The organism is Providencia sp. (genome assembly GCF_052096715.1).
In the GTDB taxonomy this organism is placed as follows: Bacteria; Pseudomonadota; Gammaproteobacteria; order Enterobacterales; family Enterobacteriaceae; genus Providencia.
In genome coordinates this window covers 222,068-232,947 of sequence record NZ_JBQDNB010000005.1, presented here as the reverse complement: position 1 = coordinate 232,947, position 10,880 = coordinate 222,068, and the positions used below count along the sequence as shown (strand labels likewise).

The following is a 10,880-nucleotide window of genomic DNA, read 5'->3' as shown; positions in this document are numbered from 1 at the left end:
ATGAGGTGATGATATCACCTCTGACTTGGTGACCAAATTAACTATGCCACTACAAGTTAATCAAACGTTGCTATTAGCCAAGCGGAACCTTTATAGTCTCCTGCAACCGCATTTTCTCCATAAATATGACTACTTATAGTTATTGGCTTAAAACCTGTAATATCTATTTTAATATTATTGTCGGATTGTCCTGTTTCATCGTCTATTATTTTTAGATTGCCAATATCAGTTTATGGAATTGCTAAGATATAAAGGAAGGCTGGCAGGACAAGGCTTCCGTCACTTGTTGAGCATGATTTTACATGAGAAGGGATACGACTCGGCAGAGATTGAAATGCTGTTCGCGCATATGCATATTGATAAGAATGCGTCTGTGGCACATATAGGGCGTAGAGAAATGATGTAGGGGTAATCTCTGTTTATACTGTTTGTCATTAGACACTTAAATAGTTGGATTATAGTCCATTATTTAAGTGTCTTGTTTGATTAAAGCAGATCACTTATTCATTAAAGGTAAAGGTCGTAAACAGACAGCTAAATCAGACATGTCAATGGTGACAACCATATCGGGTGAATTCATGATAAATGCTTTGATGTCAGCGATGTTCTTTTTCGTAAATTCACCCTTTCCGTCATAATCATCACTAAAATACCAATAGAAATGACTTCTTAATGCGATGGGTTTTAATTCTAAGATTGGGTTCTGACATTTACCTTGATGATCAACCACTAGTCTTGGATACAATATTTTAATAGGAAGGTATGTGTCCTTATTACCACCAATAGGTTCAACAACGATATATTTTTGAACCTCAGTTAATTCAATCATTTTTAGTTCATACCCAGTAGGATAACGAGGTATTACGAAAGATTTTTGACCTTGAGGCGATTTTACACTGTACTTAAGATCTTGATGCTTATAGCCCTCGAGGGTGTCTATTGTAGGGTAAACAAATGGGAGAATGTAAGGTATTATTTGCCCAACTTCCCATTTTAAGTGGCTGGATTTTTTGACTACGCGAGGATCGTTATAGTAAGCCTCTAAAGACAAAACCATACGATTATCCCTTTCAAGCTCCTCACAACAATCACTTTGATATAACCCTTTTAAGGTATAGCCAGGCATTTTCGTTACATAAGGTGATTGATTATCTATGACACTAGTGGCCATTTTGATAAATATTTTTCCATATGATGGGTTTGAAGGATCTGGAGAGGGATTAAATGGAGTTGAATTACTTGAGCTACAGCCAAGCAGCATTATAAACATAGATGCTTCTAGTAATAACTGTAAACCTTTCCTTTTGTTCTTCATTAATAATCCTTATGACTATTATTTAATTAGCTAAATATCAATAAAGTACATAAACACACGAATTAGCGGGCAATTTGAACAACGTAAAACTCCTGCATCAAGCTTGTTTTTTTGTACAGATCGCTATTTTCAGAGCGTAACGTGCTTAATTTTTTGATCATCAACTTCCGATTAGTTTTAAGTCTACGATCTTAAAAATTTAATGTTGGTTATAATTTTATTGTTAAACGATACAGAATAATTTGGGCTATAGCTCATTTTCTCCGTAAGAAGGCTCTTAATTTCTGGTGTAATATTTTTCTTTTTGCGTGCCTTGAGCTTGGCGATGACGTCTATCTGCGTAATTTTTTCTTGCAATGGTTGTCAGTATTCCTAACACAAGCATTCGCTTAGTCATTTCATCAGAATAGTTCATGAGTTGGTAATTAGTTGGAAGGTCTAAAGAAGTTACTTTTATTTTCTTGTGTTCTATTAGGTAGTTAAGTAGCTAATTCTATTCACTTGTTTAACTAAGATAATATCTCTAGATATGGTCACATTGAATAGCCGAAAGAATTTTAGGTTGCGTCCTTAAGCCAATAAGTAATTGATAGCTCAATTTTCTTTATAGGTTTTAATAACTTATTTTTTATTCTGTGGATAGCACGTTTTGATAGATATCCAAAAATTCGCTTATTTGTATTTTTTAGTTCAAGCGGATTACTCTGTGCATCAAGTTGGGTTTTATTAGTGGCTTTATTCGGCAGGATGTAGATATAGCCACCAGCTTGGGTTAGGCTACTTTTTATAGTGATATTTTGGCCTGCATTGAGGCTGAGATTACCGCCCACGTTGAGTTTATTGTTTTGTGTCAGCTGCCTTTACCACTAGTATGGGAAAGGCTACCAGTAGCATCCATCAGTTGAACTTATAGCCATAAGCGGACGTAGTAAATATTGGAAGCTAATTACTTACTAATGGTTCATAACAACGAAAAATGTATTAAGAACCTTTTAGTATTAGTGGGTCATGACAGGTTTTAGTTAGATTAGTTTTCTAATTAGAAATCCGTCTTAGAAAAACCAGTCATTTCATCTAGTTCCATTTCGCGGCCTAATGCCGTCATTGGATGGACAATTATCAGGCCTCGCATGGTTTTTTTTAGCTTGCCAAGATCCGCTTGCTCTTTCTTAGTGATAGCGCGTTTGAATGGCATATCCACTAACTTCTGGGCTTCTTTGCTTAGTTTCTTGTTACGTGCGGCCTTCAGGCGAACGATTTCAATTTCCAGAGTTGCTTTTTCTTTCTCAAGCTCTGCATATTTTTCTACTTCGTTCGCCAGCTGCATACTTGCCATCTGGTGACGAATAAGGTCTAAGCGATCGCTAAGAAGTTTAATTTGTGTTTTTTCGATTTCTTTCATTATTAATTAACCGTGAATAAATTTCTTGTCGGCAAGTATACACCATTCTATGTAAGAGGGCGAAAGGGGATACGAGTTGGTACCTACAAAAATACCGGTTGCTCTTTCACGTTGTCGAAATTACTGTGCTGTTAACGACATGTACAAAATTTTGTAAGCTTAGTATGGTAAGAAGTCGCGCTTCTTTGTACTTTTCACACGGTATCTTAATAACGTTACCTTAGGATGTCAGAAATGGACAGACAGAAACCCCCAAATGACTGGATAAAAATTGCTCCGCCATCTGGAAAAATTGAACGTATTGAAGCATATTTCAGCGGTCATGGTTATGAACCTCATCGCCATGACACTTACGCTATCGGCAGGACATTATCAGGGGTACAAAGTTTTAATTATCGCGGCAGTAAACGACATAGTTTACCCGGTAACATTATGGTTTTACACCCTGATGAAATTCACGATGGCGAAGCAGGTACGCTGGATGGGTTCCAATATCGTATGATTTATCTAGAGCCTGCATTAATTCAGAAAATACTGGGTGGTAGACCTTTACCTTTTATCGTCGGTGGGATTACAACGGATCCACGGCTTTTTGCTGCTACAGAACCTTTATTAACAGCGGTAGAGAATTCTTTCGAAATACTGGAGGAGGAGGATGCGCTTTATGATTTCGCCCAAACTCTCGCGACTGTTGGAGGTCAGAATTTTCACCGACGGACATTTGATTATAAGGCGGCAGAAATAGCGCGCCAATATCGCCAATATATAGACTCCGCATTTAGTCAGAATATCACGCTAGATGAGTTATCGCTGATCAGTGGCAGAGATCGCTGGAGCTTAAGCCGCGATTTTCGTGCACTTTTCGGAACTAGTCCTTATCGATACGTCACCATGCGCCGCTTAGAATACAGCAGACGCCTTATGGGCATGGGCTTATCTCTTTCAAACGTAGCTGTTGAATCCGGATTTTCAGATCAAAGCCATATGACACGACAATTTATCAAAACATTAGGCATTTCACCGGGGCGGTGGCTAAAAATCATTAATAAAGGTAGTGCCTAAGTTGCACAATCGTTCAAGACTGCTCTAGTTTTCATGCTCTATTATTGTGCTCTCATTGACATTGTGGAGAGTAACCATGTATTGCCCTATCAATCTGAAAGATAAATTTTCTCAGTTTAATGAACACTGGCAGCCGAAAGTCATCATGGAGATGAATGACTACCAATTTAAAATTGTTAAAATACAAGGCGATTTCGTCTGGCACTCGCATTCAGAAACCGATGAAGCATTTATAGTTATTGATGGCGTTTTACGTATCGATTTTCGGGATGGACATGTGCTAGTTAAGTCAGGGGAAATATACGTGGTTTCTAAAGGTATCGAGCACAAGACTTCTGCTGAGTCGGAAGTCAAATTAATGATGATAGAGCCTCGAGGAGTATTGAATACTGGGGATGAAGGCGGGGAGCGTACAGCAAAGAACGATGTTTGGCTCTAATCAATTAATATTATCTCGACAAAACCAGAAACAAAATTCTGGTTTTGTATTTTAAATTTTTATTTAATTATTCAATAAGAATCTACATTATCCCGAACTATTGATAATCAATCTTATGATTTTAGAACCGCTATTTGCTAAAATCAGTCTCTTGAGTTCTGCGTATGGACTGTTCATCTCTACAGATATTATTTTGATATTAGATATTAGCTTACGTTGATAACAATTTTTCCAAATGCTCCCTTTTCGAGCAGCTCCAGTGCCTCTGGCAATTGGTCAAAACGGAATGATTTATCGATTACGGGTTTTAGTTTTACGGAGTCAACCGCTCGGACAAAATCTTCAAGCGCTCGGCGATGACCTACACCAATCCCTTGAATAGTTGGCGATTTTAGTAGCAATAACATTCCTGATGCTGAAGTATCATGTGTGTCCATCATACCAATCAGGGAGATTCGGCCATGGGAAGCCACCGCGCGGACAGAATCTGCAAAGTTTCTACCACCTACAGTATCAACAACATGATCGATCCCTCGCTCGTCCGTCAGGCAGTAAATGGCTTCGACCCAGTTTTCTTTGTTACGGTTAATACCGTGATCAGCGCCGAGCGCAGCTGCAGCTGCCAGCTTCTCATCGCTCGATGAGGTGATAAATACTTCGGCTCCGACAGACTTGGCGATTTGAAGGGCAAAGAGAGCTACACCGCCTGTTCCCTGAACTAGCACGGTTTCACCAGCACGTAGCCCACCACGTTCAATCAGTGCAAACCAAGCAGTCAGACCTGAACAGACCAGCGTGCTGGCTTCAGTATCGGTCAGCGTCTGCGGAGATTTAACCAACCACTCCTCATTCATCACAACATACTCAGCAAGCACGCCCTGAAATGCATAACCTACGGTGTTGTAGTGCGGATTTTTGGCTGTGTTTTTCAGTTTCCCATCAATCCAATCTGCATTAAAAGATGAAATAACACGCTCTCCCGGGCTGAAGCGGGTTGTTTTTGGCCCAACAGAGACAATGATACCGGCCATATCGGAACCGGGGGTGAAAGGCATTGGCATATTATTACCCATATGACCTTCAATAATGACTTTATCGCGAAAGTTGAGTGAAACGGCATTCACTCGAACTAGTACTTCATTTGACCCAGGCTGTGGGATTTCGACTTCCGAAAGTTTCAGATTTTGACGCCCGATTTCGTTTAGTTCCCAGCGCTTCATTGTGTGTTTCATGGAAATTCCTGAGTAGTAATTGACTATGGACAGAATTCTATCATTGCCTGTCAGGTAACAATGGAGATACTATTTCCTCTTATTGATTCCATTTAGGTGACAATATGAAGGGTGAAATAAACAGCATTCCTGTTTTTGTGATAGCAGCTGAGTCCTCTAGTTTTTCTCAGGCTGCTGAAAAACTGTACGTCACACGCTCAGCGGTGGCGAAAACGATATCTCGTCTTGAGCAGAGGCTTGGTATAACTTTATTTAACCGCACCACCCGTAGCCAGAGCTTGACTGATGAAGGCTTGCTTTATTATGAATTTTGTCGCCGGGCATTGAATGAAATAAAAATGGCAGAAGATATTTTAGAAGGTGGCAAGCTTCAGGTCAGCGGAAAATTGAGAGTGTCTGTTCCGGTTCTACTCGGGCACCTATGTATTTCACCATTACTGTCGGCGTTGGCAAAAGAACACCCGAAGTTGGAACTAGAAATTTCATTCAGCGATCGTCAGGTCGATTTGTCTGAAGAAGGTTTTGATCTAGCCGTCAGGATCGGTGCGTTACCTGACAGCAGTAGCTTAATAGCCAAAAATCTAACTTCCCACTCTATGATTTTCTGTGCTTCTCCTGATTATTTTCGGCAAGCTGGTGAGCCTATTTCACTAGCAGAACTGGAGCAGCATGAGGCTATTGCTTATATCCACTCAGGGCGTATTTTGAAGTGGCAAGTTAAAAATGAAAGGGGGGAAATTTCAGAAATTAATCCACCCGCCAGACTTATGATGGATGATATGCAGGCGATAAAAGACGCTGCGATAATGGGTGGTGGAATTGCTTGGTTGCCTTACTGGCTTGTCCGCGAGCAACTCGCTAGCGGCAGCTTAAAAGAGATATTAAAAGAATACTCTTCGGCAAGCTGGCCTATATATGCTGTATGGCTGCGCACCCCCCGTCTTCCACTGAAAGTTAGGTTTGCTATCGATAAACTAGTCAGTGAATTACCGGGTATGATGGACGTAATTGAAGCGCAGATATAATATCTGCAATTTGTTCAACGTGGGCTGTTAGATATGATAGTGCTCAGCTCCAGAAAGTTATCAGTTCAAGCCTGATCGGTATACTGGTTTACTCTTTCATATTGGCTAATATTTCTTTGCTCGTTTTTTGCTCAAAAACTAATCTGGGGGCACTGATGTTTATTCAATTTTTAAATTCATTTAATATCAATACTATTTCTCATTACATGCGACTCCAGTGATCCCCAGTATCTCCTGTTGGTAATACTGGGAATATGATGTTATCTCGCGATGAGCGCAAATACGCCCCAGCCAAAGTATTCTCGCGTGTAAGTGACGTGGCGCTTCGGTGCAACCGTTAATTCAGTTCTAACCTCTTTTGCAAAGTCATCGTTAAGATTGGTTTTGAGCCAGCGATGCATTGTCATCCATTTCGCAGCTTCGTATCTATCCCAGCCTTCTTGATCCGCCAGTACCATTTCCACTACATCGTAGCCGAGTTTGTCGAAAGTGCTGATAAGTTCAGGAAGTGAGAGAAAATCGGTTCGTGAGGTGGCTCCGCAGGCTTTGGCTATCTCTTCTGTAGCGGGTAACTGACGCCAGTATGGTTCGCCGATGAGTATGATACCGCCTGGTTTGAGACTCTTTGCCAGAAGCTCGATAGTGCCGGAAAAACCGCCGGCAATCCAGGTCGCACCAACACAGGCGGCTACATCACATTTTTCTTGCGCAATATATCCGGTGGCGTCGTTATGGAAAAAATGAACTCGATTGCTGACACCTAGCTCTTCAGCGCGTAGTTTTGCCTGCTCGCTAAATAGCTGGCTCATATCGATGCCGATACCCGTGATGGCGTAATCGCGGGCCCAAGTGCAAAGCATCTCACCAGAGCCGCTGCCGAGATCGAGAATACGAGTATCTGGTTTCATACATAATACATGACCAAGCGTGGCATACTTTTCTGACGTGAATGGGTTATGAATGCGATGTTCGCTTTCACTGATGGTAAAAATACGTAGGATATCCAATGTTGAATTCCTTTTATTGATATTGTGAATTATTTTCCTGACCTGTGTGACTCTCAGGTCAGGAAAGAATATCAGGCCATTATTCGCGCCAGTGTTCTGGTTTCATCAGGGTTTGTGCACACTGAATGCGGCCAGTTTGACCCAATGGCTGAGCCGAAAGAGATTGCAGCATCCAGCAGGATTGATATTGCACTGGGATAGGGTACGGTGCAGGATAGCCTTTCTCTTCGGCATAGGGTTCAAATCCATGGCGTGGGTAATAAGTTGCATGGCCAAGAACAAAGACCATCTGACACCCCATTGCTTTGAGGTGTTTAATACTGTGACGAATAAGCAACCCACCAACCCCCATTCCTTGGTATTCCGGTATCACCGCTAGCGGGGCAAGGATATGCATCAATGGAGTGTCGATTTCTCCGTTTAGTGTTGCTCGGGTGAATAAAATATGCCCAATCGATTTCCCTTGGTGCCTAGCTAACAGTGATAGCATAGGGTGTGCCGTTTCATCGCCAAGCAAATCCGCAACGAGATCGGCCTCTTTGCTAAATCCAAATGCGTTAGTTTCAACCTCGCGGATGTCATTGATGTCACGCTCAGTGGTAATGTGAATAGTGAAATTGTACGGCGTCATAACTCTCTCCTTAGCGATTATCGAGTTGAGCACGAACGTTATTCAGCCCAGTGGTATTGATACGATAGGGCTGACCGTTAACGGACTTGATCAGTTTTTTTGTTTTGAGTTTTTTGAAAATGGCGAGTGTGCAATCGGTGAGCAACAGCCCTTCGCGGCTGTAGCATTCAACGGAGGTGACGCGGCCTGATATGTTGCGGACGTGCGTAATACGTCCACCTTTGGCGAGAACGTGTAAGGTACGTTGTTCCTGACGGGATAAATTCATACTGAAAAACCTGTTTAATCATCATGTGCAAAACTTGCAAACACATAGCAGTGTCCGCATTCGATTTCGGCGCATTGATAACCAGTTCGGCCTAAAAAAGGTCGTTAAGCTGATTATCGGATGATTACATTCTCCAGCATCAAAGCCTCGGGTTGAGTTGAAAGGTATTTATAGGGCGAATAATAACACTTAGTTTTTAAAGGGGTATAGGTAAAGCAGAAAAGTGTGAACTGTTACAGTAAATGCTATCTAGAAAAATTGAAATGCTTAACCAATTAGAATCTTGTAGAGAATGTTAAATTGAAAGAGGCAGGGAGCCAGTAAGATGATTACAGGGTTGACGTTTATTGGACATTCAACCCTGTAATATGAACCCTGTTATCTATCAACTGAAACTAAGATAGTGGGTGAAGTTATTTAGCTGAGAGTTCCCTGCGGATGATCTCTGCGCCTGCACTTAAGGCATTGAGTTTGCCTCTGGCAACCTGACGAGATAATGGCGCCATGCCACAGTTAGTCGAAGGATAGAGCTTATCAGCATCGACAAATTGAAGTGCTTTACGCAGTGTATTGGCGACTTCCTCTGGTGTTTCAATGGTATTGCTCGCCACGTCAATGGCGCCTACCATGACTTTTTTGCCGCGGATTAATTCAATTAAATCCATTGGAACATGCGAATTGTGACATTCCAGCGAGATGATATCGATATTAGAGGTTTGCAGTTTAGGAAACGCTTCTTCATATTGTCTCCACTCTGATCCTAGCGTTTTCTTCCAATCTGTATTGGCCTTGATGCCATACCCATAGCAGATATGTACTGCAGTTTCACATTTAAGCCCTTCAATTGCTCTTTCTAAAGCGGCTATTCCCCAATCATTTACTTCATCAAAGAAAACATTAAAAGCAGGCTCATCAAATTGAATAATATCAACACCCGCAGCTTCTAACTCTTTTGCTTCTTGATTGAGGATTTTTGCGAATTCCCACGCGAGCTTTTCACGGCTCTTATAATGGTTATCATAGAGCGTATCTATCATAGTCATAGGACCAGGTAGCGCCCATTTTATAGGTTTGTTAGTTAATTGACGTAAAAACTTGGCATCTTCGACAAAAACAGGTTTTTGACGAGCGACAGCACCAACAACAGTCGGTACGCTTGCATCATAACGATCGCGAATTTTAACGACTTGGCGTTTTTCAAAATCAACACCGCTAAGGTGTTCAATAAACGTGGTGACAAAGTGCTGGCGCGTTTGTTCACCATCACTGACAATATCAATACCTGCTCGTAGTTGATCGTCTAGTGATAAACGAAGGGCATCTTGTTTTCCTTCGATTAATTCTTCATTTTGCAATTTCCATGGAGACCAAAGTGTCTCAGGTTGCGCAAGCCAAGAAGGTTTCGGCAAACTGCCCGCAGTGGAAGTTGGTAGTAATATTTTCATAGTCGATGACCTTTTATTTTCGGTTAATCAAAGAGTGCAGTTAGCAGACCATTGTTCAAGAATATTCTTGTAGGGTTTAATGAAGTGTTCTTCAGTAAATTTCCCTTGCTCAATAGCCAACTGGCTACGTTCTTCTCGGTCATAAACAATTTTTGTTAATGAATAATCCTGCTGATTCAGGCTTGGCTGATAACATTGTCCTGCGGCAGAGTTCGCATTGTAGATCTCAGGTCGGTAAATCTTTTGGAAAGTCTCCATCGTGCTGATGGTACTGATAAGCTCAATATTGGTGTAATCACTGAGTAAATCACCCGTAAAATAAAAAGCTAAAGGCGCAACACTATTTTGGGGCATAAAATAACGAACCTGTAGACCCATCTTTTTGAAGTATTTTTCAGTCAAGGAAGCCCCATTTTGCTGGTATTCTATACCTAATACAGGATGCTGATTCCCCGTGCGATGGTAGGTGTCTTTATTTGAGACACTTAGGCATATTACAGGTGATTTTTTGAAATTTTCTTTGTATTCACTTGAATTAATGAAGTATTTAAAGATGTTTCCATGCAAGCCGCCAAAGTTATCTGGAATGCTAAATTCAGATTGGTTTTTATTATGTTCTAACAGCAATACACTAAAGTCATAGTCTCGCACGTAAGAAGAGAAGTTATTCCCGACAATGCCTTCAATACGTTCATGGGTCTTTGTATCAATAATATTCGTTTTTAATATTTCAATGACGGGGAAGATATTGCTATTGTCTGCAATATTCATTTCAACAGAAATAATTTCAAGTTCGACAGAATAACGGTCGCCTTTAGGGTTATCCCAAGTCGCTAATGAATTGAATCGATTATTAATCATTCCCAAAGTGTTGCGTAAATTCTCTTGACGATTTTTTCCTCTGGCTAAATTAGCAAAGTTGGTTGTGATCCGCGTATTTTCAGAGGGGTTATAATTTTCATCGAAAAGACTGCTCTTAATCGTAAATGTAAAGTCATTGTTCATGGTGATCTCGCATCCTAAGTGCTGATATGAAAACTGAATTTATTTATTA

General features: G+C 40.9%; 12 protein-coding genes and 2 pseudogenes. 4 read left to right on the top strand and 10 right to left on the bottom strand.

Going from position 1 to position 10,880, the window contains the following annotated elements; translation table 11 throughout:
• Positions 1-226: 226 nt before the first annotated feature.
• A pseudogene (locus tag ACTH6U_RS06755) lies at positions 227-406 on the top strand (integrase); the annotation flags it as partial.
• A gap of 90 nt (positions 407-496) precedes the next feature.
• On the opposite strand, the gene ACTH6U_RS06750 reads toward ACTH6U_RS06755, so the two are convergent.
• The 4 genes from ACTH6U_RS06750 to ACTH6U_RS06735 all read right to left on the bottom strand — a co-directional run bounded on the left by ACTH6U_RS06750 (position 497) and on the right by ACTH6U_RS06735 (position 2,717).
• The gene (locus ACTH6U_RS06750) at positions 497-1,315 is read right to left on the bottom strand and encodes a hypothetical protein (RefSeq protein WP_441831866.1); all 819 of its coding nucleotides are present in this window, start codon (positions 1,313-1,315) and stop codon (positions 497-499) included.
• A 277-nt stretch (positions 1,316-1,592) separates the two neighbouring features.
• A complete protein-coding gene (locus tag ACTH6U_RS06745; RefSeq protein ID WP_441831865.1) occupies positions 1,593-1,730 on the bottom strand; it encodes a hypothetical protein in 138 nt (45 codons plus the stop codon).
• 142 nt (positions 1,731-1,872) lie between these two features.
• Positions 1,873-2,145 carry a hypothetical protein gene (locus ACTH6U_RS06740; protein ID WP_441831864.1) on the bottom strand — a complete coding sequence of 91 codons (273 nt, stop codon included), beginning with the start codon at positions 2,143-2,145 and terminating at the stop codon, positions 1,873-1,875.
• A 209-nt stretch (positions 2,146-2,354) separates the two neighbouring features.
• Positions 2,355-2,717 (bottom strand): YibL family ribosome-associated protein, encoded by a 363-nt coding sequence (locus ACTH6U_RS06735; protein ID WP_441831863.1) that lies wholly within the window; start codon positions 2,715-2,717, stop codon positions 2,355-2,357.
• Positions 2,718-2,951: 234 nt separating this feature from the next.
• Between ACTH6U_RS06735 and ACTH6U_RS06730 the strand changes: the two genes are divergently transcribed.
• The gene (locus ACTH6U_RS06730) at positions 2,952-3,779 is read left to right on the top strand and encodes an AraC family transcriptional regulator (protein ID WP_441831862.1); all 828 of its coding nucleotides are present in this window, start codon (positions 2,952-2,954) and stop codon (positions 3,777-3,779) included.
• 76 nt (positions 3,780-3,855) lie between these two features.
• The gene (locus ACTH6U_RS06725; RefSeq protein WP_441831861.1) at positions 3,856-4,218 is read left to right on the top strand and encodes a cupin domain-containing protein; all 363 of its coding nucleotides are present in this window, start codon (positions 3,856-3,858) and stop codon (positions 4,216-4,218) included.
• 206 nt (positions 4,219-4,424) lie between these two features.
• Here the strand turns inward: ACTH6U_RS06725 and ACTH6U_RS06720 are convergent, their stop codons facing one another.
• The gene (locus ACTH6U_RS06720; protein ID WP_441831860.1) at positions 4,425-5,450 is read right to left on the bottom strand and encodes a zinc-dependent alcohol dehydrogenase family protein; all 1,026 of its coding nucleotides are present in this window, start codon (positions 5,448-5,450) and stop codon (positions 4,425-4,427) included.
• Positions 5,451-5,554: 104 nt separating this feature from the next.
• On the opposite strand from ACTH6U_RS06720, the gene ACTH6U_RS06715 reads away from it, so the two are divergent.
• Entirely contained in the window at positions 5,555-6,475 is a 921-nt protein-coding gene (locus tag ACTH6U_RS06715) for a LysR family transcriptional regulator (protein ID WP_294110252.1), read from the top strand.
• Positions 6,476-6,735: 260 nt separating this feature from the next.
• Here ACTH6U_RS06715 and ACTH6U_RS06710 read toward each other — a convergent pair.
• The 5 genes and pseudogenes from ACTH6U_RS06710 to ACTH6U_RS06690 form a co-directional block, all read right to left on the bottom strand.
• A pseudogene (locus ACTH6U_RS06710) lies at positions 6,736-7,503 on the bottom strand (SAM-dependent methyltransferase); the annotation flags it as partial.
• A gap of 58 nt (positions 7,504-7,561) precedes the next feature.
• Entirely contained in the window at positions 7,562-8,113 is a 552-nt protein-coding gene (locus ACTH6U_RS06705; RefSeq protein WP_441831859.1) for a GNAT family N-acetyltransferase, read from the bottom strand.
• Between the two features lie 10 nt (positions 8,114-8,123).
• A complete protein-coding gene (locus tag ACTH6U_RS06700) occupies positions 8,124-8,381 on the bottom strand; it encodes a YjhX family toxin (protein ID WP_294110245.1) in 258 nt (85 codons plus the stop codon).
• Positions 8,382-8,794: 413 nt separating this feature from the next.
• On the bottom strand, positions 8,795-9,826 hold the full coding sequence (locus ACTH6U_RS06695; RefSeq protein WP_294110359.1) for a methionine synthase: 1,032 nt from the start codon (positions 9,824-9,826) through the stop codon (positions 8,795-8,797).
• Between the two features lie 27 nt (positions 9,827-9,853).
• Complete coding sequence (locus tag ACTH6U_RS06690) at positions 9,854-10,831, bottom strand: DUF1852 domain-containing protein (protein ID WP_336431023.1); 978 nt, start codon at positions 10,829-10,831, stop codon at positions 9,854-9,856.
• Positions 10,832-10,880 lie beyond the last annotated feature (49 nt).

Excerpts from the sequence above, each read along its gene's own strand:
- ACTH6U_RS06715 (WP_294110252.1), top strand. The coding sequence starts at position 5,555 with ATGAAGGGTGAAATAAACAGCATTCCTGTTTTTGTGATAGCAGCTGAG.
- ACTH6U_RS06700 (WP_294110245.1), bottom strand. The coding sequence starts at position 8,381 with ATGAATTTATCCCGTCAGGAACAACGTACCTTACACGTTCTCGCCAAA.
- ACTH6U_RS06735 (WP_441831863.1), bottom strand. The coding sequence starts at position 2,717 with ATGAAAGAAATCGAAAAAACACAAATTAAACTTCTTAGCGATCGCTTA.
- ACTH6U_RS06695 (WP_294110359.1), bottom strand. The coding sequence starts at position 9,826 with ATGAAAATATTACTACCAACTTCCACTGCGGGCAGTTTGCCGAAACCT.
- ACTH6U_RS06720 (WP_441831860.1), bottom strand. The coding sequence starts at position 5,450 with ATGAAACACACAATGAAGCGCTGGGAACTAAACGAAATCGGGCGTCAA.
- ACTH6U_RS06750 (WP_441831866.1), bottom strand. The coding sequence starts at position 1,315 with ATGAAGAACAAAAGGAAAGGTTTACAGTTATTACTAGAAGCATCTATG.
- ACTH6U_RS06725 (WP_441831861.1), top strand. The coding sequence starts at position 3,856 with ATGTATTGCCCTATCAATCTGAAAGATAAATTTTCTCAGTTTAATGAA.
- ACTH6U_RS06705 (WP_441831859.1), bottom strand. The coding sequence starts at position 8,113 with ATGACGCCGTACAATTTCACTATTCACATTACCACTGAGCGTGACATC.
- ACTH6U_RS06745 (WP_441831865.1), bottom strand. The coding sequence starts at position 1,730 with ATGAACTATTCTGATGAAATGACTAAGCGAATGCTTGTGTTAGGAATA.
- ACTH6U_RS06730 (WP_441831862.1), top strand. The coding sequence starts at position 2,952 with ATGGACAGACAGAAACCCCCAAATGACTGGATAAAAATTGCTCCGCCA.
- ACTH6U_RS06690 (WP_336431023.1), bottom strand. The coding sequence starts at position 10,831 with ATGAACAATGACTTTACATTTACGATTAAGAGCAGTCTTTTCGATGAA.